General features: G+C 66.1%; 24 protein-coding genes. 6 read left to right on the forward strand and 18 right to left on the reverse strand.

Annotated features, from left to right (window positions below; all coding sequences use genetic code 11):
* The first annotated feature begins 172 nt into the window (after positions 1–172).
* The 4 genes from trxA (at position 173) to NGK70_RS18250 (ending at position 4,294) form a co-directional block, all read left to right on the forward strand.
* Complete coding sequence (gene trxA / locus NGK70_RS18235) at positions 173–502, forward strand: thioredoxin TrxA (protein WP_251969906.1); 330 nt, start codon at positions 173–175, stop codon at positions 500–502.
* Between the two features lie 257 nt (positions 503–759).
* On the forward strand, positions 760–2,022 hold the full coding sequence (gene rho / locus NGK70_RS18240) for a transcription termination factor Rho (protein ID WP_251969907.1): 1,263 nt from the start codon (positions 760–762) through the stop codon (positions 2,020–2,022).
* Positions 2,023–2,219: 197 nt separating this feature from the next.
* On the forward strand, positions 2,220–2,477 hold the full coding sequence (locus NGK70_RS18245) for a type B 50S ribosomal protein L31 (protein ID WP_251969908.1): 258 nt from the start codon (positions 2,220–2,222) through the stop codon (positions 2,475–2,477).
* A 155-nt stretch (positions 2,478–2,632) separates the two neighbouring features.
* On the forward strand, positions 2,633–4,294 hold the full coding sequence (locus tag NGK70_RS18250) for a hypothetical protein (protein ID WP_251969909.1): 1,662 nt from the start codon (positions 2,633–2,635) through the stop codon (positions 4,292–4,294).
* 47 nt (positions 4,295–4,341) lie between these two features.
* Here the strand turns inward: NGK70_RS18250 and phoR are convergent, their stop codons facing one another.
* The 11 genes from phoR to NGK70_RS18305 all read right to left on the reverse strand — a co-directional run bounded on the left by phoR (position 4,342) and on the right by NGK70_RS18305 (position 16,460).
* Entirely contained in the window at positions 4,342–5,667 is a 1,326-nt protein-coding gene (gene phoR, locus NGK70_RS18255) for a phosphate regulon sensor histidine kinase PhoR (RefSeq protein ID WP_251969910.1), read from the reverse strand.
* A gap of 81 nt (positions 5,668–5,748) precedes the next feature.
* Positions 5,749–6,447, reverse strand: coding sequence for a phosphate regulon transcriptional regulator PhoB (gene phoB, locus NGK70_RS18260; protein WP_251969911.1), 699 nt, complete (start codon positions 6,445–6,447; stop codon positions 5,749–5,751).
* 18 nt (positions 6,448–6,465) lie between these two features.
* Positions 6,466–7,173 (reverse strand): phosphate signaling complex protein PhoU, encoded by a 708-nt coding sequence (phoU, locus tag NGK70_RS18265; RefSeq protein WP_251969912.1) that lies wholly within the window; start codon positions 7,171–7,173, stop codon positions 6,466–6,468.
* Between the two features lie 31 nt (positions 7,174–7,204).
* On the reverse strand, positions 7,205–7,990 hold the full coding sequence (gene pstB, locus NGK70_RS18270) for a phosphate ABC transporter ATP-binding protein PstB (protein WP_251969913.1): 786 nt from the start codon (positions 7,988–7,990) through the stop codon (positions 7,205–7,207).
* A gap of 16 nt (positions 7,991–8,006) precedes the next feature.
* Complete coding sequence (pstA, locus tag NGK70_RS18275) at positions 8,007–8,873, reverse strand: phosphate ABC transporter permease PstA (protein WP_251969914.1); 867 nt, start codon at positions 8,871–8,873, stop codon at positions 8,007–8,009.
* Positions 8,870–9,847, reverse strand: coding sequence for a phosphate ABC transporter permease PstC (gene pstC / locus NGK70_RS18280; protein WP_251969915.1), 978 nt, complete (start codon positions 9,845–9,847; stop codon positions 8,870–8,872). Before pstC ends, pstA begins: the two co-directional genes overlap by 4 nt.
* 126 nt (positions 9,848–9,973) lie before the next feature.
* Positions 9,974–11,005, reverse strand: a complete 1,032-nt coding sequence (gene pstS, locus NGK70_RS18285; RefSeq protein ID WP_251969916.1) for a phosphate ABC transporter substrate-binding protein PstS — start codon at positions 11,003–11,005, stop codon at positions 9,974–9,976.
* Positions 11,006–11,198: 193 nt separating this feature from the next.
* Positions 11,199–12,533, reverse strand: coding sequence for a phosphoglucosamine mutase (gene glmM / locus NGK70_RS18290; RefSeq protein ID WP_251969917.1), 1,335 nt, complete (start codon positions 12,531–12,533; stop codon positions 11,199–11,201).
* Between the two features lie 142 nt (positions 12,534–12,675).
* Positions 12,676–13,509, reverse strand: coding sequence for a dihydropteroate synthase (folP, locus tag NGK70_RS18295; protein WP_251969918.1), 834 nt, complete (start codon positions 13,507–13,509; stop codon positions 12,676–12,678).
* A gap of 146 nt (positions 13,510–13,655) precedes the next feature.
* Positions 13,656–15,563, reverse strand: a complete 1,908-nt coding sequence (gene ftsH, locus NGK70_RS18300) for an ATP-dependent zinc metalloprotease FtsH (protein ID WP_251969919.1) — start codon at positions 15,561–15,563, stop codon at positions 13,656–13,658.
* A gap of 219 nt (positions 15,564–15,782) precedes the next feature.
* A complete protein-coding gene (locus tag NGK70_RS18305; protein WP_251969920.1) occupies positions 15,783–16,460 on the reverse strand; it encodes an RlmE family RNA methyltransferase in 678 nt (225 codons plus the stop codon).
* Positions 16,461–16,481: 21 nt separating this feature from the next.
* Between NGK70_RS18305 and NGK70_RS18310 the strand changes: the two genes are divergently transcribed.
* Positions 16,482–16,973, forward strand: a complete 492-nt coding sequence (locus tag NGK70_RS18310; RefSeq protein WP_251969921.1) for a YhbY family RNA-binding protein — start codon at positions 16,482–16,484, stop codon at positions 16,971–16,973.
* Between the two features lie 30 nt (positions 16,974–17,003).
* On the opposite strand, the gene NGK70_RS18315 is transcribed toward NGK70_RS18310, so the two are convergent.
* From NGK70_RS18315 to carA, 5 genes are all read right to left on the reverse strand, one after another.
* A complete protein-coding gene (locus NGK70_RS18315; protein ID WP_251969922.1) occupies positions 17,004–17,462 on the reverse strand; it encodes a DUF4149 domain-containing protein in 459 nt (152 codons plus the stop codon).
* Entirely contained in the window at positions 17,455–17,931 is a 477-nt protein-coding gene (gene greA / locus NGK70_RS18320; RefSeq protein ID WP_251969923.1) for a transcription elongation factor GreA, read from the reverse strand. Before greA ends, NGK70_RS18315 begins: the two co-directional genes overlap by 8 nt.
* A gap of 108 nt (positions 17,932–18,039) precedes the next feature.
* Positions 18,040–21,327 (reverse strand): carbamoyl-phosphate synthase large subunit, encoded by a 3,288-nt coding sequence (gene carB / locus NGK70_RS18325; protein ID WP_251969924.1) that lies wholly within the window; start codon positions 21,325–21,327, stop codon positions 18,040–18,042.
* Positions 21,328–21,358: 31 nt separating this feature from the next.
* A complete protein-coding gene (gene leuE, locus NGK70_RS18330; protein WP_251969925.1) occupies positions 21,359–22,003 on the reverse strand; it encodes a leucine efflux protein LeuE in 645 nt (214 codons plus the stop codon).
* A gap of 34 nt (positions 22,004–22,037) precedes the next feature.
* Positions 22,038–23,210: a glutamine-hydrolyzing carbamoyl-phosphate synthase small subunit gene (gene carA, locus NGK70_RS18335; protein WP_251969926.1), complete on the reverse strand. Its 1,173-nt coding sequence runs from the start codon at positions 23,208–23,210 to the stop codon at positions 22,038–22,040.
* 327 nt (positions 23,211–23,537) lie between these two features.
* Between carA and NGK70_RS18340 the strand changes: the two genes are divergently transcribed.
* A complete protein-coding gene (locus NGK70_RS18340) occupies positions 23,538–24,233 on the forward strand; it encodes a Bax inhibitor-1/YccA family protein (protein WP_251969927.1) in 696 nt (231 codons plus the stop codon).
* An 84-nt stretch (positions 24,234–24,317) separates the two neighbouring features.
* Here the strand turns inward: NGK70_RS18340 and dnaB are convergent, their stop codons facing one another.
* Together dnaB and rplI are read right to left on the reverse strand one after the other, a co-directional pair.
* Entirely contained in the window at positions 24,318–25,733 is a 1,416-nt protein-coding gene (dnaB, locus tag NGK70_RS18345) for a replicative DNA helicase (protein ID WP_251969928.1), read from the reverse strand.
* A gap of 223 nt (positions 25,734–25,956) precedes the next feature.
* A complete protein-coding gene (rplI, locus tag NGK70_RS18350) occupies positions 25,957–26,409 on the reverse strand; it encodes a 50S ribosomal protein L9 (RefSeq protein ID WP_251969929.1) in 453 nt (150 codons plus the stop codon).
* Between the last annotated feature and the right edge of the window lie 11 nt (positions 26,410–26,420).

Raw genomic sequence — 26,420 nt, forward strand, 5'->3', positions numbered from 1 at the left:
CCGAACAGCAGCGCGATCCCGCCCGATTCCGCGGGAACAACGTCGAGTCGTCAACGACGGACCCGGCAGCACCCGGTAACGCCCGTCCATCGGTGCTCCAGGCGGCTTCGTGCCAGAATCACGGCCATTGGCCGATGCTTCGGTCTGCCTTCAGCCACCCACGGAAGCTTTCATGAGCAGCGATCTCATCAAACACGTTTCGGATGCTTCGTTCGAATTGGACGTGATCAAGTCGGACAAGCCGGTTCTGGTCGATTACTGGGCCGAGTGGTGCGGCCCCTGCAAGATGATTGCGCCCCTCCTGGACGATGTAGCCAGCCAGTTCAGCGATCAGTTGCAGGTGGCAAAGATGAACGTGGACGAGAATCGTGCTGTGCCGGCCCAGTTCGGCATCCGCGGCATCCCGACGTTGATGATCTTCAAGAACGGCCAGCTGGCTGCCACGCGCGTCGGTGCACTGAGCAAGGTGCAGTTGACTGAATTCGTCTCCCAGAATCTATAATTGGTGCTCGCGAAGCCAGAATCTGTCTGGTTTCGCCTCCAGCCACTGTGCGCAGGAGCGTGAAACGGGTCGCAAGCATTGCAGCGCCCTCACCTCTCACGATCGCGCACAGCGTCGGCTCACCTTCCCCACCTTGCATTGCCACCCCGAGCTGATCGGCCTCCGCTCAGGTGCATCGCTCGGGTCCCCAGGTGACCGACCTTCCGGCATGCGTTGAGGGCCAGACGCAGCCTCGAATTCCAGGGTTCGCCCTTCCCATGCATCTTTCCGAACTGAAGGCACAGCACATCTCGGCACTCGTCAAGATGGCTGAAACGCTCGAGATCGAGAACGCCAGCCGCATGCGCAAGCAGGAGCTGATGTTCGCCATCATGAAGAAGCGCGCCCGGCAGGGTGAGCAGATCTTCGGCGACGGCGTGCTTGAGGTGTTGCCGGACGGCTTCGGCTTCCTGCGCGCACTGGACGCCAGCTTCCTGGCGAGCACGGACGACATCTACCTCTCGCCCAGCCAGATCAGGCGCTTCAACCTCCACACTGGCGACATGGTCGAGGGTGAGGTGCGCGTGCCCAAGGATGGCGAGCGCTACTTTGCCCTCGTCAAGGTGGACCGCGTCAACGACATGACGCCGGAGGAGAGCAAGAACAAGATCATGTTCGAGAACTTGACGCCGCTGTTCCCCAAGGAACAGTTCAAGCTCGAACGTGAGATCCGCAATGAAGAGAACATCACCAGCCGCATCATCGACCTGATCGCACCGATCGGCAAAGGCCAGCGCGCCCTGTTGGTCGCGCCGCCCAAGAGCGGCAAGACGGTGATGATGCAACATCTGGCGCACGCCATCGTGGCCAACCACCCGGACGTGCACCTGATCGTGCTGCTGGTGGACGAGCGCCCCGAGGAAGTGACCGAAATGGTCCGCACGGTGCGTGGCGAGGTCATCTCTTCGACCTTTGACGAGCCGGCCGCTCGCCACGTCCAGGTCGCCGAGATGGTGATCGAGCGCGCCAAGCGCCTGGTCGAACTGAAGAAGGATGTGGTGATCCTGCTGGACTCGATCACCCGCTTGGCACGTGCCTACAACAACGTGCTGCCGTCCTCCGGCAAGGTGCTCACCGGCGGTGTGGACGCCAACGCGCTACAGCGCCCCAAGCGCTTCTTCGGCGCGGCGCGCAACATCGAGGAAGGCGGCTCGCTGACCATCATCGGCACGGCGCTGATCGACACCGGCTCGAAGATGGACGAGGTCATTTACGAGGAGTTCAAGGGCACCGGCAACTGCGAAATCCACCTGGATCGTCGCATGGCCGAGAAGCGCGTCTACCCGTCGATCCTGCTGAACAAGTCGGGGACCCGCCGCGAGGAGCTGCTGCTCAAGCCGGAGATCCTGCAGAAGACCTGGATCCTGCGCAAGCTGCTCTACCCGATGGACGAGATCGAGGCGATGGAGTTCATCCTCGACAAGATGAAGGCCACCAAGGGCAACATCGAGTTCTTCGACTTGATGCGGCGTGGCGGCTGAAGCCAGACAGTGGCGGCTCGCAGAGCCGTCGCTGCTGGCGAAGCGGGCGCGTTGCGCGCGTCCGTGGGTGGAGTCGGTACCTGCTACCTGGAATCGGTGGCGGGCATCTGACTCCAAGCTATAATGTACGTTTTGCCGCTGTCGGCAAGTGCGCCCGCATCCCGCGGACGTGGCTCCCGGCACACAGCGAGGTATCCATGAAAGAAGGCATCCACCCGAACTACCGCGAAGTCTGCTTCGTGGATCTGTCCAACGGCTTCAAGTTCGTGACGCGCTCCTGCGCACCCACGCGCGAAAGCACCAAGATGGACGACGGCCGCGAACTGCCGCTGTACAAGCTGGAAACCACCAGCGAGACGCACCCGTTCTACACCGGTACGCAAAAGAGCGTGGACAGCCTGGGCGGCCGCGTCGAGAAGTTCCGCAACAAGTTCAAGGTCGGCATCAAGAAGTGAGGCCGGTGACCTGCGGGTCCCTGAACGACAAGGAAGGCAGCCGGGGCTGCCTTTTTTTCTGCCCCTGGCCTGAAAACCTGCCTGCGATTCCAGGCTGGTACCGCTGCACGACAATGTGCCATCGGCCGCACAGCGCCTGATCCTTCCTGGACCTCGTGAACCTTCCGAATCCGGCCCTCGTCTCGCAACAGGCGGTGAAGCAGCTGCCGCGCCTGGCGCTGCTGCTGCTGTGCGCCGCCTATGTACTCCCGGGTGTCTTCGGGCGTGACCCCTGGAAGAACGCGGACCTGTCGGCGGTGGGCTACATGCTGTCGCTCGCACGCGGCCATGCCGATTGGCTGGCGCCGAGCCTCGGTGGCCTGCCAGCCGAGGGGGGATTGCTGCCCTACTGGATCGGCACGGCCAGCATCCTGCTGTTCGACGGCTGGATCGAGCCCGTGCTGGCCGCGCGCCTGCCCTTTGCCCTGCTGCTCACCGCGGCGCTGGCCCTGACCTGGTACGCCAGTTTCCACCTCGCCCGCACCGACAAGGCCCAGCCCCTGGCCTTCGCCTTTGGTGGTGAAGCCCAACCGGTCGACTACGCCCGCGCGATCGCCGATGCCAGCGTGCTGGCCCTGATCGGCAGCCTGGGCCTGTTGCAGCTCGGCCACGAAACCACCCCGGAACTCGTGCAACTGGCGGCCACCACGCTGGTGCTCTACGGCCTTGCCGCCAGCCCCTTCCGCCGCTGGCGCAGCCGTGTGGCCGTGCTCACCGCCCTGCCGGTACTGGCGATCAGTGCCGCCCCGACCACGGCCGTTCTGTTTGGTGCCGTGGCGACCCTGGTGTGCCTACGTTCCACCTACGAGAACGCGCGCCGCTTCGCCCCCTGGGTGGCGGCGGCCGCTCTGCTGGCGGCCTTGACAGCCTGTGCCGTGAACGCCTGGACCTGGCGCATCAGCGGCGAGGTACCCACGCTGGCCCTGCCACGCTTGCTGGCCTGGTTCACCTGGCCGGTGTGGCCGCTCGCGGCCTGGACGCTGTGGCAATGGCGGCGCCAGCTGGGCCATCGCCACCTCTCGGTTCCGCTGTGTCTGGCGGGGGTCGCAGCGGGCTGCAGCATGGCCATGGGTGGCAATGACCGCGCCCTGATGCTGGCATTGCCCAGCCTGGCGGTGCTGGGTGCCTTTGCGCTGCCGACGCTCAAGCGCAGTGTCAGTGCGGCGATCGACTGGTTCTCGGTCTTCTTCTTCACCGCGGCCGGCCTGACGTTCTGGGTGATGTACATCGCCGTCCACACGGGCCACCCCGCCAAGCCGGCGGCCAACGTCGCCAAGCTGCTGCCGGGCTTCGAGCCTCGATTCAGCCTGCCGGCGCTGCTGCTGGCCCTGGCGGGCACGCTGGCCTGGGCCTGGCTGGTGCGCTGGCGCACGGGGCATCACCGCCAGGCCCTGTGGAAAAGCCTCATCCTGCCGGCAGGGGGCGTGGCCTGGGGCTGGCTGCTGACGATGACACTCTGGCTGCCCATGCTCGACTACGCCCGCAGCTACCGCCCGACCGTGCAGCAGCTCGCGCGCGTCCTGCCGGCCGACGCCTGTGTCGTCACGGTCAACCTCAGCCGCCCGCAGCTCGCCGCGCTCACGGTGCACAGCCGCTGGCGCACCACCTCGGACCGCGACGACCGGCGCTGCGCGTGGATGCTGGTGCACCAACCGGGTCCTCAGGGGCAACCAAGCGGTGCCGACCGGCCGTCGCCGGACGGGCAGTGGCAGTTCGTGCGGCGCATCCACCGCCCCACCGACCGGCAGGAAGGCCTGTTCATCTACCGCCGCCGCTGAGGAGCACCGCCGCTCATCGCACCGGCATCGTGCCGGTATCGAGCGGATCAGGCGCTGCGACGCAGCCTCACCGCCGGAAAGACGATGCGAAACGACGAGCCCTTGCCCGGCTCGCTGTCGACCTCCAGCTGGGCACCGTGCCGCTGCACGACGTGCTTGACGATCGACAGGCCCAGGCCCGTGCCCCCCGTCTCGCGCGAACGGCTGCCATCGACACGGTAGAAGCGTTCGGTCAGGCGCGGCAGGTGCTGGCGCTCGATGCCCACGCCGGTGTCGCGCACCTCGTACACCCCTTCGCCACTGTCGCGCGTACACCAGGTGATGTCGATCGAGCCGCCCTCGGGCGTGTAGCGCACCGCGTTGGTCGCGAGGTTCGTCATGGCCGACAGCAGCTCGCTCTGTGCACCCCCGATCTGGACCCCCGCCACCTCTTCGTCGGCCGGGAAACCCAGGCGATGCCGCCCCTGCGACAGTCCGTGTGCTTCACCGGCCACCTGCGCCAGCAGGTCGGCCAGTTCGACCCAGTGGTCCGCCATCGGCCGCGGGCTGCCTTCGAGCTGCGCGAGCGTGAGCAGGTCCGACACCAGCGTCTGCATGCGACGCGTCTGCTGCGTCATCAGCCCAAGCACACGCTGGCGTTCCGCATCGGTCAGCGGCAGACTGGCCATGGTCTCGACGAAGCCCGCCAGCACGGTCAGCGGCGTGCGGATCTCGTGGGACACATTGGCCACGAAATCACGCCGCATGCCCTCTGCACGGTGGCGCTCGGTCACGTCCTGCGACAGCACCAGCTTCAGGCCCTGGCCGTAGCTGCGTACCAGGATCGACAGCATCAGCCCCAGCGGTTGGAACAGCAGCGTCACCGGCTCGGCCTGCGGAGGCGCCTGAAGCAGTTCGACAAAGGCCGGCATGCGCACCAGGTTGGTCACGCGCTGGCCGCGGTCACGCTCCGGGTCGAGCCCGAAGTGATCGGCCGCGACCGAATTGCACCAGGTGATGTGGCCCTTGGCGTCCAGCATCAGCACGCCGTTGGGCGAGGCCTCGATGGCGGAGAGAAACTCCGCCAGGCGCTGCTGCTCGCCCGTCAGCGCCTTGTCACGCAGCACCAGGGCCCGCTCGATGCGGTAGGCCAGTTCCCCCCAGGCCGAGCGGTAGCGTGGCGCGCCGGTGGAGTGGCCGCTGCGCAGCCACTCCAGCACGCGGTGCCCGCGCAGCCCATCACGCACCCCGGCCAGCACCACGCCGATGCCTGCTCCGATCCACGCCCCCCAGTTCAGGGGCCCCCACCACCACAGCCCCAGCAGATGACCGAGCACGGCGCACAGCGACGTGATCAGCAGGCTGAACGCCGTGCGACCGACAATGAAGTACATCCGTCCGCTTTCAGCAGGACCACGCCAGAGGCCATCGTTGGCCCACGCGGCCGGCCCCGGGTATCAACCGCAACCGCAGGCTCAGTGCGACACGGCGCCCGACTGGGCGAGCCGGTAACCAGCGCCGCGTACCGTTTCGATCATCGTGGCGCACTGCACCGGCGCCAGCGCCTCGCGCAGGCGCTTGACGTGCACATCCACCGTGCGCTCCTCGATGAAGACATGGTCGCCCCAGACGCGGTCGAGCAACTGGGCACGGCTGTGCACCCGCTCGGGGTGCGTCATGAAGAAATGCAGTAGGCGGAACTCGGTCGGCCCCACACGCACCTCGGCGGCACCCCGGGTGACGCGGTGCGTGCCGGGGTCCAGCCGCAGCCCGGCCACCTCCACGGCGCTGTCGAGGGCCTGCGGTGCGCGCCGCCGCAGCACCGAACGGATGCGCGCGAGCAGCTCGCCCACGCCGAAGGGCTTGGTGAGGTAGTCGTCTGCACCGGCATCCAGCCCGTTGACCTTGTCGGCCTCATCGGCACGCGCCGTCAGCAGGATGATGGGCAGATCGCGCGTGCGCGCGGCCGACCGCCATTGGCGCGCCAGTGCCACGCCGGACTGCCCCGGCAGCATCCAGTCGAGCAGCACCAGGTCCGGCAGCACACCGTCGATCGCCACCTGGGCCTGCTCTGCTGTGGCGGCCAGCACCACCTCGAAGCCGGCGTGGCGCAAATTGATCGAAATCAGCTCGGCAATCGCCGACTCATCCTCGACCACCAGGATCGAACTCATCTGTTGCTCCCCATCGCTTCACTTCACAGCCGACTCGACCACGTCGAGCGGGTTGTGGCGCACGTCCGTGCCCTTGACGATGTAAATGATCTGCTCGGCCAGGTTCTTGGCGTGGTCACCCACACGCTCGATGGCCTTGGCGACGAACACCAGGTCGATCGACGCGGAGATGGTGCGCGGGTCTTCCATCATGTAGGTGATCAGCTTGCGCATCAGGCCATCGAACTCGGCGTCGATCGCGTTGTCCTCCTTGATCACCTGCAGCGCCTGGTTCACATCCAGGCGGGCAAAGGCATCCAGGGCCCGGCGCAGCGAGGCCGTGGCCAGGCTGGCCTCGAAGGACAGGTCCGACACCGGCAGGCGCAGCCGGCTTGACACGCCCGAGCCGACCAGATGCACCACGGTACGCGCGATGCGCGCCGCCTCGTCGCCCACACGCTCCAGGTTGCCGATGGTCTTGGAAATGGCGATCAGCAGGCGCAGGTCCCGCGCCGTGGGTTGGCGCCGCGCGATGATGCCCGACAGGTCGCGATCGATCTCGACTTCCAGTTGGTTGACGCGCTCCTCGGTGCGCATCACCTGTTCGGCGGTCTCCGAGCTGAAGTTGGTCAGGGCGTAGACGGCCTGGGCCACCTGCGCCTCGACCATGCCGCCCATCTCGAGCACACGGGAGGAAACGCCGCTGAGCTCGGCGTCGAACTGGGAAGAGAGGTGCTTTTCGGTCATGGCTGTGCTCCGGTTCTTGCAGCGTCCACACTCATCCGAATCGGCCGGTGATGTAGTCTTCTGTCTCGCGCTTCTTCGGCTTCATGAACAGCTCGCGCGTCGGCCCGAACTCGATCAGATCGCCCAGGTACATGTAGGCGGTGTAGTCCGAGCAGCGCGCCGCCTGCTGCATGTTGTGGGTGACGATGAGCACGGTGTAGTCCGACTTCAGCTCGTCGATCAACTCCTCGATCTTGCCGGTGGAGATCGGGTCCAGCGCCGAGCAGGGTTCGTCGAGCAGCAGCACCTCGGGCTTGATCGCGATGCCACGCGCGATGCACAGGCGCTGCTGCTGGCCACCGGACAGGCCCGAGCCGCTCTGGCCCAGCTTGTCCTTGACCTCGTTCCACAGCGCGGCCTTCTTCAGCGCCCACTCCACGCGCTCGTCCATCTCGACGCGCGAGAGGTTCTCGAACAGCCGCACGCCGAAGGCGATGTTGTCGTAGATCGACATCGGGAAGGGCGTGGGCTTCTGGAACACCATGCCGACCTTGGCGCGGATCAGCGACACGTCGTGCTTGCTGTCGAGCACGTTATCGCCATCGACCAGGATCTGCCCTTCGGCCCGCTGCTCGGGATAGAGCTCGAACATGCGGTTGAAGGTGCGCAGCAACGTGGACTTGCCACAACCGGAGGGACCGATGAAGGCGGTGACCTTCTTGTCGGGAATCTCCATGTTGATGTGCTTGAGGGCGTGGAAGCGACCGTAGTAGAAGTTCAGGTCACGCACCGAGATCTTGGCCGTGTCGGTCATCGGCCATTCGACTTTGGCATCCATGGGCAGGCCTTCAGATTCAGTGTTTGTTGCGGAAGAACACGCGCGCGACGATGTTCAGCGCGAGCACGCCCAGCGTGATCAGGAAGACGCCGGCCCAGGCCAGCTTCTGCCAGTTCTCATAGGGGCTCATCGCAAACTTGAAGATCGTCACCGGCAGGCTGGCCATCGGCTGGGAGAGGTCGGCCGTCCAGAACTGGTTGGACAGCGCCGTGAACAGCAGCGGCGCCGTCTCTCCGGAGATGCGGGCCACGGCCAGCAACACGCCGGTGAGCACGCCGGCACGCACCGACTTGAGCGTGATCGACAGGATCACCTTCCACTTCGGCGTCCCCAGCGCATAGGCCGCCTCGCGCATCGCGTGAGGTACCAGGTTGAGCATGTTCTCGGTCTGGCGGATCACCACCGGGATCACGATCAGCGACAACGCCAGCACGCCGGCCCAACCCGAGAAACTCTTGAAGCGCGCCACCACGGCCGAGTAGATGAACAGGCCGATGACGATCGACGGCGCCGACAGCAGGATGTCGTTGATGAACTGCGTCACCCGACCCAGCCAGGTGCGCTGGCCGTACTCGGCCAGGTAGATGCCCGCCATCACGCCGATCGGTGTGCCGATCAGCGTGGCCAGCAGCACCATCAGGAAGGAGCCGTAGATCGCGTTGGCCAGGCCACCGACCTCCGCCTGAGGCGCGGGCGTCATCTCGGTGAAGACCTGCAGGCCCAGTCCATCCAGGCCCAGCCGCACGGTCTCGAACAGGATCCACAGCAGCCAGAAGATGCCGAAGGCCATGGCGGCCAGCGACAGGCTCAGCGCCAGCGCGTTGATGCGCTTGCGGCGCCGGTGAGCCGCCAGGCGGCCTGCGTCGAAGGACAGGGCACTCATGAACGGCTCCCCTCGGCCTTCTTCATCTGCGCCAGCAGCAGCTTGGACAGCGCCAGCACGACAAAGGTGATGAAGAACAAGATCAGACCCAGGTAGATCAGCGAGGCCTGGTGCAGGCCTTCACCCGCTTCGGCGAACTCGTTGGCCAGCGCCGAGGTGATGCTGTTGGCAGCTTCGAACAGGGAGATCGAGTTGAGCTGGTTCATGTTGCCGATCACGAAGGTGACCGCCATCGTCTCGCCGAGCGCCCGCCCCAGGCCCAGCATCACGCCACCGACCACGCCCGCCTTGGTGTAAGGCAGCACGATGTTCCACACCACCTCCCAGGTGGTGGAACCCAGCCCGTAGGCGGACTCCTTGAGCATGGGCGGCGTCACCTCGAACACATCGCGCATCACCGAGGCGATGTACGGGATGATCATGATCGCCAGGATGATGCCCGCTGACAGCAGGCCGATGCCCACCGGTGGCCCCGCGAACAACGCCCCCAGCACCGGCACCCCTTTGAACAGGCCCTGCAGCGGCAGTTGCACCCAGGTCGACAGGATGGGACCGAACACCAGCAGGCCCCACATGCCGTAGACGATCGACGGCACGGCGGCCAGCAGCTCGACGGCCACACCCAACGGGCGCTTGAGCCACTGCGGCGACAACTCGGTCAGGAACAGCGCGATGCCGAAGCTCACCGGTACGGCAATGATCAACGCGATCGCCGAGGTGACCAGCGTGCCGTAGATCATCACCAGGCCGCCGAACTTCTCGCCGACCGGATCCCACTCGCTGCGCCACAGGAAGCTCAATCCATACTCGCGGATCGCCGGGGATGCGCCGATGAACAGCGACACCAGGATGCCCACCAGCAGGGACAGCGTCAGCCAGGCCGCCGCATGGGCCAGGATGGAGAACAAGCGATCGCCCCAGGGCGCACGCATGCGCCGGGGGGCCGGACCGCCGGAGGGGATCGATCGTTCCATGGGCACAGTATGGGGCAGGCCGGGCGCGGGCAAGGTCGCAGTCATGCACGTCTCCTCGTGGCATGAGCCGCACCACGCCGCCGGCGTCGGCAGCGCGGTGCAACGTCAGAGATCAGCCAGAACGGGTCAGTTGCGGACCGGCTTGCCCGCACCGTCCTTGATCTCGGCGAACTGCTTGCGCACCAGCGCCTTCACGCTGTCAGGCAGGGGGACGTAGTCCAGGTCGTCAGCCAGCTTGTCGCCGTTGGAAAAGGCCCAGTCGAAGAACTTGAGCGACGCAGCCGCCTGCTCGGGCTTGCCCTGCACCTTGTGCATCAGGATGTAGGTCGGGTTGCTGATCGGCCAGGCATCCTTGCCGGGCTGCTCCGTGGTCACCTGGAAGAAAGTCTTGTTCCAGTCCGCGCCAGCCGCGGCCGCCTTGAAGGCCGAGTCGCTGGGCGACACATAGTGACCGTCGCGGTTCTTCAACTGCGTGTAGGTCAGCTTGTTCTGCTTGACGTAGGCGTACTCGAGGTAGCCGATCGAGTTGGGCAGGCGCTGCACGTAGGCAGCAACGCCCTCGTTGCCCTTGCCACCCGCGCCGGTCGGCCAGTTGACCGCGGTGCCGTCGCCCACCTTGGCCTTCCAGTCGGCGTTGACCTTGGACAGGTAGTTCGTGAAGATGAAGGTGGTCCCGGAGCCGTCGGCGCGACGCACCACCGAGATCTCCGCATCAGGCAGCGCCACGCCTGCGTTCAGTGCAGCGATGGCCGCATCGTTCCACTTGGTGATCTTGCCCAGGTAGATGTCACCCAGCACCTGACCGGTCAGCTTGAGCTGGCCCGGGGCGATGCCCTTGATGTTCACCACCGGCACCACGCCGCCGATGACGGTCGGGAACTGCAGCAGGCCGTCCTTGGCCAGCTCATCGTCCTTGAGCGGCATGTCCGAGGCGCCGAAGTCCACCGTCTTGGACTTGATCTGCTTGATGCCGGCACCGGAGCCGACCGACTGGTAATTGACCTTGGCGCTGGTGGCCTTGTTGTAGGCATCGGCCCACTTGGCGTAAAGCGGTGCCGGGAAGGTGGCGCCAGCGCCCGTCACGTCCTGCGCCATGGCCGCGGCACAGGTCGCACCGAGGGTGAACGCCACCGAGTAGCGAGCAAAGGAAGTCAGCATGGAAAGGACCTTTCGTCAGGGAGTGCGATCCGGGGAAACCCGTGATGCATGCCACTGTAGAAAGGTCCTGTGACAGCCATATGACACTTGTCATCAAGGCAGGCGGCCGTCACAAAAGCTGGAAAAACGTCATCTGACGGTCATCCAGCGGGCCAGGCGTGATCGACCTCACGCCCGGTCGCCTCGGCAAGCCTCAGCCGCGTACCGCCGCCTCGGCCAGGCGCTCGGCACAGGCGCGCGCAACATGCACGTCACGCGCCTCCACCATCACCCGCAGCAGCGGCTCGGTACCGGAGGGGCGGATGAGCAGGCGCCCGTCCTGGCCCAGCTCAGCGCTGACGCGCTCCTGCTCATGCGCCAGCAGTTCGTTGCGCTTCCAGTCCTGCCCAGCTTGCAGGCGCACGTTGATCAAGGTCTGCGGGAACAGCGACACCCCGTCGAGCAGTTCAGCCAGCGAGCGGCCGTTGCGCTGCTGGGCCTGCAGCACCTGCAGGGCGCTGACGATGCCGTCGCCGGTGGTGTGGCGGTCCAGCGCCAGCAGGTGCCCGGAGCCCTCCCCGCCCAGTTGCCAGCGGCGCTTGGCAAGCTCCTCCAGCACATAGCGGTCGCCCACCTTGGCTCGAACGAACTCGACCCCGCGCTGTTGCAGCGCCACCTCGATGGCCATGTTGGTCATCAGCGTGCCCACGGCACCCGGCACCGCCTCACCCTGGGCCAGTCGGTCGGCCACCATCACGTAAAGCAACTCGTCGCCGTTGTAGAGGCGCCCGGAAGCGTCAACCACCTGGAGGCGGTCGGCGTCACCATCAAGCGCGATACCGTAGTCGGCCCGGTGCGCCTTCACCGCTGCCACCAACGCCTCGGGCGAGGTCGCGCCGACACCGTCATTGATGTTGAAACCGTCCGGCTCGCAACCGATGCGAATGACATCCGCCCCCAGCTCGTGGAACACCTCGGGCGCGACGTGATACGCCGCACCGTGCGCCGCATCGACGACGATCTTCAGCCCTCGCAACGACAGGTCGTTCGAGAAGGTGGACTTGCAGAACTCGATGTAGCGACCCGACGCATCTTCGAGGCGCTTGGCACGGCCGATCTCGTTGGACGCGGCCCACTGCGGCGGTGCGTCGATCGCCGCCTCGACTTCCAGCTCCCAGGCGTCCGGGAGCTTCTCACCGCGCGCGGAGAAAAACTTGATCCCGTTGTCCTCGTAGGGGTTGTGCGAGGCGGAGATCACCACACCCAGGCTGAGGCGCAGCGCCCGCGTCAGGTAGGCCACCGCAGGCGTGGGGACCGGACCGGTGAGCAGCACATCGGCCCCGGCCGAATTGAGCCCCGCCTCCAGCGCCGACTCCAGCATGTAGCCCGAAATGCGCGTGTCCTTGCCGATCACCACCACCGGGCGCTCGTGACTGCCCTTCAGGACCCGGCCGACGGCGTGGCCCAGCCGTAGCACGAAATCTGGCGTGATGGGCGCAGTGCCCACGGTGCCACGGATGCCGTCGGTGCCGAAATACTTTCTGCTCATTGGATGCTAGCTCGCAGGGATCCGACGAACCGCTCCCCTGAAGGGGCCGCCGGGTGGGTACGGACCGGTTCTGTCGGGGCGTCTCATTGGTTGTGACACACCCATTGCCGGCTTGATGGACTGGAGAATTCGAGAGGCTAGGTCAGGCCGTTGCCGCAGGCAAGCCGGCGGCCTGCCAGACCGCCAGCGCGTCGACCGTTGCCGCCACATCGTGCACACGAATGACCCGGGCACCGTACTGCACCGCAGCAAGAGCGGCCGCCACGCTGCCCACCATCCGCTCCTCAGTGGCTCGGCCGGTGACCGAGCCGATCGCCGACTTTCGCGACCAGCCGGCCAGCACCGGAAAGCCCAGGCCGCGCAGGGCGCCCTGGCCGGGCAGGAGGGCAAAGTTGTCGGCCACGCTCTTGCCAAAACCTATGCCCGGGTCGAGCACGATACGCGCGGGCGCCACGCCTGCAGCGCGCAGCAGGTCGCAGCGCTGCGCCAGGAAACTGCGCACCTCACCCACGACATCGTCGTAGTGGGTGTCCTGCTGCATCGACCTCGGCTCACCGCGCATGTGCATCAGGCAGACACCACAGGCAGGGTGCGAGGCAACCACCTCCACGGCACCCGTCGCCCGCAGCGCGGCAATGTCATTGATGATGTCAACGCCGAGGTCCAGCGCGGCACGCATCACCTCGGCCTTGTAGGTATCCACCGACACCGGTACGCCCAACCGAAGCGCCTCGCGCAACACGGGCAGCACACGCGCGAGTTCCTCCTCCAGCCCCACCGGAGCCGCCCCGGGTCGACTCGATTCGCCACCGATGTCAAGGATGTGGGCACCATCGCGCAGGAGGGCCTCTGCATGTGCGATGGCCTCGCGGGCGCCACGTCCACCATCGGAGAACGAGTCCGGGGTCACATTGACGATGCCCATCACGCGAGGGGCGTCGAGGGGAATCTCGAAACGGGTGGTCTTCCAGTACATCGCCGTAGTTCGCTCCCTTGATCACACTGGCCACAACAGCCGTTCATAACCACAAATCAGCGGATCCAGAAACGGTATTTTGTGTGAAAAAGTAACGGGGCCCGCAGGGCCCCGTCAAACTTGGGTCAGATCGCCGTCAACAGCCGTCAGGCCGTGGCCGCCGCACTGCCGGAACTGACCGAAGGCGTCGATCCGCCGCCGGGCGGCTTGGACGCAGACGGCGTCCAGTCCTTCGGAGGACGAGGCGGGCGGCCGTTCATGATGTCGTCGATCTGGTCGGCGTCGATGGTTTCCCACTCCAGCAGGGCATGCGCCATCGCGTGCATCTTGTCCTGGTGTTCTTCGATCATCCGTCGAGCCAGCGCGTACTGGTCGTCAATGATCCGCCGGATCTCCTTGTCGACCTTCTGCATCGTCTCTTCCGACACATTGACCTGCTTGGTGACGGAACGGCCGAGGAAGACCTCACCCTCGTTCTCTGCGTACACCATCGGGCCAAGCTCCTCGGTCATCCCGTAACGGGTGACCATGTCGCGGGCAATCTGGGTGGCGCGTTCGAAGTCGTTGCTGGCGCCGGTGGTCATCTGGTTCATGAACACCTCCTCGGCAATCCGACCACCGAAGAGCACCGAGATCGTCGACAGCATGCGCCCCTTGTCCATGCTGTAGCGGTCACCTTCGGGCAACTGCATCGTAACGCCCAACGCGCGGCCACGCGGGATGATCGTCACCTTGTGGACCGGATCGGTCTTGGGCAGCAGGCGCGCCACCAGCGCATGGCCTGCTTCGTGGTACGCGGTGTTGCGGCGCTCCTCCTCGGGCATGACCATGGACTTGCGCTCGGGGCCCATCATGATCTTGTCCTTGGCCTTCTCGAAGTCGACCATCTCCACCACCCGCGCACTCCGGCGGGCTGCAAAGAGGGCGGCCTCGTTGACCAGGTTGGCCAGATCGGCACCGGAGAACCCGGGCGTGCCACGCGCGAGGATGTCGGCACGGATGTCCTGGCCGATCGGCACCTTGCGCATGTGCACGTTGAGGATCTGCTCACGCCCACGCACGTCCGGCAGGGTCACGTACACCTGGCGGTCGAAACGGCCCGGGCGCAGCAGGGCAGGATCCAGGATGTCAGGCCGGTTGGTCGCGGCGATCACGATGACGCCGAGATTGGTCTCGAAGCCATCCATCTCGACGAGCATCTGGTTCAGCGTCTGCTCGCGCTCGTCATTGCCACCGCCCAGGCCGGCGCCGCGATGGCGACCCACCGCATCGATTTCATCGATGAAGATGATGCAGGGTGAGTTCTTCTTGGCCTGCTCGAACATGTCGCGCACACGGGCTGCACCGACACCGACGAACATCTCCACGAAGTCAGAGCCCGAGATCGAGAAGAACGGCACCTTCGCCTCGCCGGCAATCGACTTCGCCAGCAGCGTCTTGCCGGTGCCCGGAGGGCCGACCAACAGCACACCCCGGGGAATGCGGCCGCCCAGCTTCTGGAACTTCTGCGGATCCTTCAAGAAGTCAACCAGTTCCTTGACCTCTTCCTTGGCCTCGTCACAGCCGGCCACATCGGCGAATGTCACGGAATTGGTGGACTCGTCCAGCATGCGCGCCTTGGACTTGCCGAAGCTGAAGGCCCCGCCCTTGCCGCCGCCCTGCATCTGGCGCATGAAGTAGACCCACACGCCGATCAGCAGCAGCATCGGGCCCCATGAAATCAACAGGCTGGTCAACACCGACGGCTCTTCGCGCGGCTTGACCTTGAACTTCACACCATTGCTGATCAGGTCGCCCACCAGACCACGGTCCAGGTAGGTCGCCGTGGTGCGAATGCGCTTGTCTTCGGTGGTCAGGGCTTCGATCTCGGCACCGCCAGGATTCTCCTGGAGCACCACCTCGCGAATGCGCTTGGCGCGCACTTCTTCAAGGAATTCCGAATACCCGATCTGGTTACCAGCGGTCGCCGTGCGGTCGAACTGCTTGAACACGGTGAACAGCACCAGGGCGATCACCAACCACACAGCTACTTTGGAGAACCATTGATTGTTCACCGCGGCTCCTTCATTGTTTCAATCGATCCTCCGGAGGAGGACTCTGCGGGAACGCCCGGGGCCAACCCCGGAAAAGCGCGAACCGTCGCGGTAGATGAGGACGATTCTAGACGACGCAACCCCCGCACCCTGATCGCAGCGACCTCTCCCACCGATGGCCTTTTCAGGGGGCTGGACATTTTCACGCCGCCAGACCCTGAATGTGCGCCCCGGCATGGCTCACCCAGGCTGCTTGAGACCGATGCCAACGAGAAAGGTTTCCGACGAACGGTCCCGCGACGCCTTCGGCTTCACCGCCTTCACCACGCGAAAGGTCCGACGAAAAGCCTCGACGAGCTGGCTATAACCACTGCCGTGGAAGACCTTGCACACCAGTGCCCCCTTGGGCACCAGGTGCGCCTGGGCAAATTCCAGCGCCAACTCGATCAGGTGCTCCACCCGGGCAGAGTCGGTGACGTCGATGCCGGACAGGTTGGGGGCCATGTCGGAAAGCACCACGTCGACGGGGCGGCCCTGCAGCGCCGAGACGAGTTGCTCCAGCACCGCTTCCTCACGGAAGTCGCCCTGGATGAACTGCACCCCCTCGACGGGCTCGAACTCCAGCAGGTCCAACGCGATGATCGTGCCGTTGAGCTGCCCGGCCGCGGCGCCGCCCACCCCCGCCTCCTTCGGTGCGAAGCGACGGCGCACGTACTGGCTCCAGGCACCGGGCACGGCCCCGAGGTCCACCACCACCTGACCGGGCCGCAGCAGCTGACAGACCTCGTCGATCTCCTTGAGCTTGTAGGCGGCGCGCGAGCGATAGCCCTCCTTGTGGGCCTGCTGCACATAGGGATCGGTCACATGGTCGTGCAGCCACGCCTTGTTGACTTTCTTGCTCTTGGTCTGAACTTTCATGTGGCGACGATAATACGGCCCATGCCTGCAATTGAACTGACCCCCGCCCAGCGCAAGGAACACCGCGCGGCGGCCCACCACCTCCAGCCGGTCGTCATGATCGGTGCCGATGGCCTCACCCCGGCCGTCGTCAAGGAGATCGACGCCGCCTTGAACGCCCACGGGCTGATCAAGGTGCGCGTCTTCAGCGATGACCGCGCGGCCCGCGAGGCGCTGCTCGGCCAGATCGCCAATGAACTGGGGGCCGCGCCGATCCAGCACATCGGCAAGCTGCTGGTGCTCTGGCGCCCGCTGCCCAAGCAACGGGCGGCAGAAGCGCCCGCCGCCGAAGGCCGCTCGGCCCGCCCCCGCGTGGTCAAGATCCTGACTTTCTCCAAGTCCGGCTCACAGCGTGCCCAGGTCAAGAAGGTCACCGTGCTGGGCAACCAGCGCCTGACGGCCGGCGGCCTGGTCAAGCGTGCGAAGAAGCGCTCCAGCGCCACGAGCGTCAAGAAGCGCTCGCAGGGCACCTGAGCGGCCCGCTCCTGCGGTGAAGCTCAATCTTCACCGCCCTGCCTGGCGCCACGTCAGCGCCAGCAGCAGCAGCCCTTTCACGGCGAAGAAAAGCGTCGACAGCCCATGCAGGGCGCCAAAGCCGAGCCAAACCGGCTCCCCGGCCTTGGCTGACTCCATCATCGGCTGCAGCCCAAAGTAGCCCAGCACGGTGCAGAACAGCGCACCGGCAACCAGCAACAGCTCGGTTGACACCGCCGCCCCGTCAGTGCGGCGACGCAGGCGCCAACGCTCGACCAGGAACAGCAGCAGCGCGAAGCCCAGCGCGGCATGGGCCTCGATGCGGAACATTTGCCCCGCCAGGCGCCCGGCCAGCGGCCGCTCCAGCATCGCGAACAGCGTGGGCGCAGCCACCAGCGCCAGCGTCGCCACCAGCCCCAGCCACAGGCTGGCCGCCACGGCTGCCACCCGCGCGGCCAGCCGCTCGCGCGGTGCGACCCAATCAGGCATAGCGGACTTCGATCACCTCGTAGCGGCGGATGCCGCCCGGGGCGCGTACCTCGGCCACGTCCCCCACTTCCTTGCCGATCAGTGCGCGGGCGATGGGCGAGCTCACCGACACCAGGCCCAGCTTGAGGTCGGCCTCGTCGTCGCCGACGATCTGGTAAGTCACCGCATCGCCGCTGTCCTCGTCCTCAAGGTCGACCGTGGAGCCGAACACCACCCGGCCACCGGCATCCAACGTGGCCGGGTCGATCACCTGGGCCATCGACATCTTGCTTTCGATCTCCAGGATTCGCCCTTCGACAAAGCCCTGCTTGTCCTTGGCCGCCTCGTACTCGGCGTTCTCGGACAGGTCGCCCTGGGCACGCGCCTCGGAGATCGCGTTGATCACCGCCGGACGCTCGATGGTCTTGAGGCGATGCAGCTCCTGCTTGAGCAGCTCGGCGCCGCGCTTGGTCAGTGGGATGGTGGCCATGGTCGTGGTCTGTGCAGACGTCGGTGAGGAAGCGGGTGCGGAAAAAGCGCCGCCGCCTGCCCCGGCACAACGGCAGGGGCAGGCGGCGGAATCGGAACGGCGCGCAGTTTAGTGCAGTTCGGCGTGCAATTCCTGCAGGGAGAGCACCGACAGCCCCATCGACAGGTCGGCCTGGTGCTGGAGCGCCTCGGTGGCTGCCTCGCAACCGGCCATCGTGGTGTAGTAGGTCACCCGGTTGGCCAGCGCGGCGGTGCGGATGTAGCGCGAGTCGGCGATCGCGGTACGGGTCTCGTCCACGGTGGTGAAGACCAACTGCACCTCACCGGCCTTGATCAGATCGGCGATGTGCGGGCGTCCGTCCTTGATCTTGTTGACGAACTTCACCGGCACGCCGGCCGCCGCGATGGCCACGCCAGTGCCCTTGGTCGCCACGATGCCGAACCCCAGCGCATGCAGGGTCTTCGCGACCACAGCGGCCCGAGCGTGCTCGCTGGCCTTCACCGAGATCACCACATTGCCCTTTGTCGGCAGGCGCGTGCCCGCGCCCAACTGACTCTTGTGCATCGCCTCGCCAAAGGTGCTGCCCACGCCCATCACCTCACCGGTGGAGCGCATCTCCGGGCCGAGGATCGGGTCCACACCCGGGAACTTGTTGAAGGGGAACACCGCTTCCTTGACGCTGAAGTACGGCGGCACCACCTCGTGCGGCGCCTTGCCGCCCAGGCCGGTCTGCTCGGCGAGCTTCTGGCCGGCCATGCAGCGCGCGGCGATCTTGGCCAGCGACTGGCCGGTGGCCTTGGACACATAGGGCACGGTGCGCGAGGCACGCGGATTCACCTCCAGCACGTAGACGGTGCAGGCGTCCAGCCCCTTCGTCACGTCGCCCTGGATGGCGAACTGCACGTTCATCAGGCCGACCACCTTCAACGCCTTGGCCATCAGCGCGGTCTGGCGGCGCAGCTCGTCCTGCAGCGCGGCCGACAGGGTGTACGGCGGCAGTGAGCAGGCCGAGTCGCCGGAGTGCACCCCCGCCTGCTCGATGTGCTCCATGATGCCGCCGATCATGGTGTCGACCCCATCGCTGATGCAGTCGACGTCCACCTCGACCGCATCGTCCAGGAAGCGGTCCAGCAGCACCGGCGACTTGTCGGAGACGCGCACCGCCTCGCGCATGTAGCGCTCCAGGTCCTTGTCGCCGTGGACGATTTCCATCGCCCGGCCGCCCAGCACGTAGCTCGGGCGCACCACCAGCGGGTAGCCGATCTCGTGGGCCATCGCCATCGCGGCGTCTTCGGTGCGCGCGGTGCGGTTGGGCGGCTGCTTCAGGCCCAGGGTGTGCAGCAACTGCTGGAAGCGCTCGCGGTCCTCGGCGATGTCGATCGAGTCCGGCGTGGTGCCGATGATGGGCACGCCGTTGCGCTCCAGGTCCAGCGCCAGCTTCAGCGGCGTCTGGCCGCCGTACTGGACGATCACGCCCAGCGGCTGCTCCTTGGCAACGATCTCCAGCACGTCCTCCAGCGTCACCGGCTCGAAGTACAGGCGGTCGCTGGTGTCGTAGTCGGTGGACACCGTCTCCGGGTTGCAGTTGACCATGATGGTCTCGTAACCATCCTCGCGCATGGCGAGGGCAGCGTGGACGCAGCAGTAATCGAACTCGATGCCCTGGCCGATGCGGTTCGGGCCACCGCCCAGCACCATGATCTTCTTCTTGTCCGACGGAGCGGCCTCGCACTCGCCGTCCTCACCCTCGTAACAGGAGTACAGGTAGGCGGTCTGGGTGGCGAACTCCGCCGCACAGGTGTCCACCCGCTTGTAGACCGGGCGCACGCCCAGCGCGTGCCGCAGTGCACGCACGGCGTGCTGGTCGGTGCCCAGCAGCTTGGCCAGGCGGCGATCGGAAAAGCCCTTCTTCTTCAGGAAGCGCAGCTCCTGCGCGGTCAGACCATCGAGCTGGCGCCCCTTGAGCGACTGCTCCACCTGGATCAGCTGCTCGATCTGCGCCAGGAACCACGGGTCGATCGCGGTTTCCTCGAAGATCTCGTCCAGCGACATGCCGATGCGGAAGGCGTCGCCGACGTAGAGGATGCGCTCCGGACCGGGCTCGCCGATCTCCTCGACGATTTCCTCGCGGTCGGTCGAACGCTCGGTCAGGCCGTCGATGCCGGTCTCCAGGCCGCGCAGCGCCTTCTGGAAGGACTCCTGGAAGGTGCGGCCCATGGCCATCACCTCGCCCACCGACTTCATCTGCGTGGTCAGGTGCGGGTCGGCCGCCGGGAACTTCTCGAAGGCGAAGCGCGGGATCTTGGTGACGACGTAGTCGATCGAGGGCTCGAAGGACGCCGGGGTCGCGCCACCGGTGATGTCGTTCTTCAGCTCGTCGAGCGTGTAGCCCACCGCCAGCTTGGCGGCGATCTTGGCGATCGGGAAACCCGTGGCCTTGGAAGCCAGCGCGGACGAGCGCGACACGCGCGGGTTCATTTCGATCACCACCATGCGGCCGTCGCGCGGGTTGATCGAGAACTGCACGTTCGAGCCGCCGGTGTCCACGCCGATCTCGCGCAGGATCGCGATCGAGGCATTGCGCAGCAGCTGGTACTCACGGTCCGTCAGCGTCTGGGCCGGCGCCACGGTGATGGAGTCACCGGTGTGGATGCCCATCGGGTCGAGGTTCTCGATCGAGCAGACGATGATGCAGTTGTCCGCACGGTCGCGGACCACCTCCATCTCGTACTCCTTCCAGCCGATCAGCGACTCTTCGATCAGCAGCTCGTTGGTCGGGGAGAGGTCGATGCCGCGCTTGCAGATCTCTTCGAACTCTTCCGGGTTGTAGGCGATGCCACCGCCGGTGCCGCCCAGCGTGAAGCTGGGGCGGATCACCATCGGGAAGCCCGAGCCGCCAATCTCGGCCTGGATGGACTTCTGCACCGCCCAGGCCTCCTCCATCGAATGCGCGATGCCCGACTTGGCCGAGCCCAGACCGATGGAGGTCATCGCGTCCTTGAACTTCAGGCGGTCCTCGGCCTTCTCGATGGCGTGCTCGTTCGCGCCGATCATCTCGACGCCGTACTTCGCCAGCACACCGTGCTTGTGCAGGTCGAGCGCGCAGTTCAATGCGGTCTGCCCGCCCATGGTCGGCAGGATCGCGTCCGGACGCTCCTTGGCGATGATCTTCTCGACCACCTGCCAGGTGATGGGTTCGATGTAGGTGACGTCGGCCGTGGCCGGGTCCGTCATGATCGTGGCCGGGTTCGAGTTCACCAGGATGACCTTGTAGCCCTCCTCGCGCAGCGCCTTGCAGGCCTGGGCGCCGGAATAGTCGAACTCGCAGGCCTGGCCGATGATGATCGGGCCGGCACCGATGATGAGGATGCTCTTGAGGTCGGAACGCTTGGGCATGGTCTTGTCTTTATCTTGAATCGGGCGGGGCTCAGCCGAGGCTGGCCGTGGCGAGCTTGGCGCCAAAGCCGAGGAACAGGGCGCCAATGCCCGTGGTGGCCGCACTTGCGGTGCGGCGCCGTGCAACGAAGGCGGCAGCCAGGCGAGCGCCAGCGACGATCAGCACGGAGAGGTAGACCATCGAACAGATCTGCGCGATGGCCCCGAGGGCCAGGAAGGTCAGTCCCGGCCAGGCGTAGGCCGGATCGACGAACTGGATGAAGAAGGACACGTAGAACAGGATCGCCTTCGGGTTGAGCAGGCTGATCGTCAGCGCCTTGCGAAACGGCCGCGCGAGATCCTCGGCGGCATCGGGATGAGCAGGCGGGAGTTCGCCGCGCCAGCGCTGCCAGGCGTTGCGCAGTAGGCCCAGCCCGACCCAGGTCAGGTAGCCCGCACCCACCACCTTGATGACGATGAACAGCGCCGGCACCGCGCGCAACAGCGACGCTGCCCCCAGCGCAGTCAGCAGCATGAGCACCGCATCCCCGACGAACACCCCGGCCGCACCGGCGTAGCCCGCGCGCACGCCGCAGCGCGCCGCCACCGAGAGCACGAACATCGAGTTCGGTCCCGGCAGCAGCACGATCGCGATCGTGCCGAGCAGGTAGGTGCCAAGGTCGGTGATGCCGAACATGCTGCCCCGCGTGCCAGTCTGTTGCCGGTCTGTGTCAGGCCTTGGCCTGCGCCATCAGGTCGGTGAACCGGTCGAACAGGTAGGCGATGTCGTGCGGCCCCGGGGACGCTTCCGGGTGGCCCTGGAAGCAGAAAGCGGGCTTGTCGGTCCGTGCCAGACCCTGCAGCGTGCCGTCGAACAGGCTGACGTGCGTGGCACGCAGGTTCGCCGGCAGCGTGGCGGCATCCACCGCGAAGCCGTGGTTCTGGCTGGTGATCGACACGCGGCCGTTGTCCAGATCCTTGACCGGGTGGTTCGCCCCGTGGTGGCCGAACTTCATCTTGAAGGTCCTGGCGCCAGAGGCCAGGGCCATGATCTGGTGACCCAGGCAGATGCCGAAGGTCGGGATGCCCGTCTCGATCAGCTCGCGGGCAGCGGCGATGGCGTAGTCGCAGGGCTCCGGGTCGCCGGGGCCGTTGGACAGGAAGATGCCATCGGGGCGGTGCTTGAGCGCCTCGGCCGCCGGCGTCCTGGCCGGCACGACGGTGACCTTGCAGCCGCGCTCGGCCAGCATGCGCAGGATGTTGCGCTTGACGCCGAAGTCATAGGCCACCACGTGGAAGGCCGCATCGGTCACCTGGCCGAAGCCGGGCAGGCCGTCCGCGCCGGCGAGCTTCCACTCCGTCTCGGTCCAGACCTCGGGCTCGTCGCGCGTGACCACCTGGGCCAGGTCGAGGCCAGCCATGCTGGGCGCCGAACGGGCCAGCGCCACAGCCTCGTCCTTCATCGCGGGGGTGACCTCGGTGCCCACCGGGTAGGCCACGATCGCACCGTTCTGTGCGCCACCGGTACGCAGGATCCGGGTCAGGCGGCGGGTGTCCAGGTCCGAGATCGCCACGGTGCCCTCGGCCACGAGGTACTCGCTGAGAGTCTGGCTCTGGCGAAAGTTGGACGAGCGAACTGGCAGATCCTTGATGATCAGGCCGGCGGCATGGACCTTCGAGGCTTCGGTGTCCTGCACGTTGACGCCGTAGTTGCCGATGTGCGGATACGTGAGCGTCACGATCTGCCGGCAGTAGCTCGGGTCGGTGAGGATTTCCTGGTAGCCGGTGAGCGCGGTGTTGAACACCACCTCGCCGACCGTGCGACCGGCAGCGCCGATCGAAGTGCCTTGAAAGACCGTGCCGTCTGCGAGTGCGAGAAGAGCGGGAGGCAGGACGGGCAGCACGGGAACTCCGGTAATGGCGCGCCCGGCCTGACCGCCGGCCGGGTGCCAAGGACCATGGATCCGTGGCACACCGTCAGGTCGAGTCCGAGTGGATTCGAAGGCGAGTTCGCTAGGCGGCGCAGTGAATGGGCAAACCTGCGAATTATAACCGACCGCGGGTTTCCCCTTCCCGCGGTCAGGCGGGAAAGACCCACTGGCCGCACGCCCGATGAGCGGCCCGCCGCGCTCTGGGCAGGACATCCCTCAGGCCAGACGAGACCTCTCGGAACTAGAATCCGATAGCAGGATCTGAGCCTGCACCCTTTCATCCTCCACGGAGATCTGCACATGAGTCAAAGCCTGCACACCTTTCCCGGTGTCTCCGGTTCAGGCGCGCTGGCCGCGCAGCGCAACCGCGTGCTGCGCAACACCTATTGGCTGCTGGCGCTGTCGCTGGTGCCCACGGTCCTCGGGGCCTGGGTGGGCGTCACCACCGGCATCATGACGACGATGGGCACCGGCCTGTCGCTGATGCTGTTCCTGGGTGGCGCGTTCGGATTCATGTTCGCGATCGAGCGGACCAAGGATTCTGCCGCTGGCGTCGGCGTGCTGCTGGCCTTCACCTTCTTCATGGGCCTGATGTTGTCGCGCCTGCTGGCGATGGTGCTGGGCTTCAAGAACGGCGGCTCGCTGATCATGCTGGCCTTTGGCGGCACGGCCGGTGTGTTCTTTGCGATGGCCAGCTTGGCCAGCGTCATCAAGCGCGACTTGAGCGGCATGGGCAAGTTCCTGTTCGTCGGCGCCATCGTGCTGCTGGTGGCCGGTCTGATCAACGTGTTCATGCAGTCCAGCGCGCTGATGCTGACGCTGTCGGTGATCGCCATCGGCCTGTTCTCGGCCTTCATGCTCTACGACATCAAGCGCGTGATCGATGGCGGCGAGACCAACTACATCAGCGCCACGCTGGCCATCTACCTGGACCTGTACAACATCTTCCAGAACCTGCTGGCGCTGCTGGGCATCTTCGGTGGCGAGCGCGACTGACGTTCAACCCACCGCCGAATGACCAAGGGGCCTGCCGGGCCCCTTTTCATTTCCTGCACCAACCCGCAAATCCGCCGCGATCGGTCAGTATTCACTGCCGCCGAAACTGCCGGGCGCCAGGTTCTCGAACTTCGTGTGCGAGCGCAGGAACGCCAGCTTCACGGTCCCCACCGGGCCGTTACGCTGCTTGCCGATGATGATCTCGGCCACGCCTGGCTCCTTCGATTCCTTGTTGTAGTACTCGTCGCGGTAAATGAACATGATCACGTCGGCATCCTGCTCGATGGCGCCGGATTCCCGCAGGTCGCTCATCATGGGGCGCTTGTCGGTGCGCTGCTCCACCGAGCGGTTCAGCTGCGACAGCGCGATCACCGGACATTGCAGCTCCTTGGCCAGGGCCTTCAGGCCGCGCGAGATCTCCGAGATCTCGGTGGCGCGGTTTTCACCGCTGGAACTGGCCGAGCCACTCATCAACTGCAGGTAGTCGATGATGATCAAGCCGAGCCGGCCGCACTGGCGCGCCTGGCGACGCGCGCGCGCGCGCAATTCGGCCGGGTTCAAGGCCGGCGTCTCGTCGATGAACAGGCTGACGTTGCGCAGCTTGTCCACCGCCTCGGACAGGCGCCCCCATTCCTCATCGCGCAGCGCACCGGTGCGCAGGTGCTGCTGGTCGATGCGACCGAGCGAACCCACCATCCGCAACGCCAGCTGCGAAGCACCCATTTCCATCGAGAACACCACCACGGGCAGCTGTTCGTTGACGGCCACGTGTTCACCAATGTTGAGCGCGAAGGCCGTCTTGCCCATCGAGGGACGCGCGGCCAGGATGATCAGGTCGCCCGGCTGCAGGCCCGCCGTCATGCGGTCCATGTCGTAGAAGCCGGTGGGCACGCCGGTCACGTCGCCCGCGCCGTTCTCGGCCAGTTCCTGGACACGGTCGATCAGCTCGACCACCAGCGAATCCATCGAGTGGAAGCCCTGGCGGTTGCGCGACCCTTCCTCGCCGATCTTGAAGATCTTGCCCTCGGCCTCGTCCAGGATCTCGCTGGCAGGCCGCCCCAATGGGTTGAAGGCGTTGGTGGCGATCTCGTCGCTCACCGCCACCAGCTTGCGCAGCACCGCCCGCTCGCGCACGATCTCGGCGTAGCGGCGCAGGTTGGCCGCACTCGGCACGCTCTGCGCCAGGGCGTTGAGGTAGGCCAGGCCGCCCACTTCCTCCGCCTTGCCCAGGCTCTGCAACTGCTCGTAGACAGTGATGACATCGGCCGGCTTGTTGGCACCGATCAAGCCCATCATGGCGCTGTAGATCAGCCGGTGCTCGTAGCGGTAGAAGTCCGAGTCGCTGAGCAGGTCGCCAGCACGATCGGACGCGCTGTTGTCCAGCAGCAGGCCACCCAGCACGCTCTGTTCAGCCTCGACCGAATGGGGCGGGATGCGCAGCCGCGCGACCTCGTCATCGCGGGCGGGGATCGGTGGCGTGGCAGAGAACAGGGCAGACATGCGTCGATCATAGGAGCTGCCCGGCGCGGCAGCTGTGCACAGGGCTGTGGAAATCCACGGGACAACGCACCGTCCACGACCGTCACAAGGCGGACCGCTGTGGACAACCCTGTCGACAGCCCGTGGAGAACCGGTGCAGCCACGGTGGAAAAGTGGTGCGCCCAAAACGAACAAGGCCGGCAATGCCGGCCTTGTGGGTGCTGCGCAGGTGAGTGCGCTGCGGTCAGCCCGCCTGGGCGATCACCGCCACGACGACGTTCACGACCACGTCGTGGTGCAGGGCAACAGCCACTTCGTGCTCGCCCACGGCCTTGATCGGGCCGTTCGGCAGGCGAACCTGGGACTTCACGGCCTCGACGCCCAGGCCCTTCAGGCCTTCGGCAATGTCGGCGTTGGTGACGGAGCCGAACAGGCGACCGTCGACGCCCGCCTTCTGGGCGATCGTCACGGTCTTGCCCGCGAGCTTCTCACCCTGAGCCTGGGCTGCAGCCAGCTTTTCGGCCTGGGACTTTTCGAGCTCGGCGCGGCGAACCTCGAACTCCTTGATGGCCTTCTCGGTGGCACGACGTGCGGCACCGGTCGGGATCAGGAAGTTGCGGGCGTAGCCGTCCTTGACTTTGACGACGTCACCGAGACCGCCGAGCTTGGCAACCTTTTCAAGCAGGATCACTTGCATGGCGTCTCTCC

This window comes from Sphaerotilus microaerophilus, from assembly GCF_023734135.1.
Lineage (GTDB): Bacteria > Pseudomonadota > Gammaproteobacteria > Burkholderiales > Burkholderiaceae_C > Sphaerotilus > Sphaerotilus microaerophilus.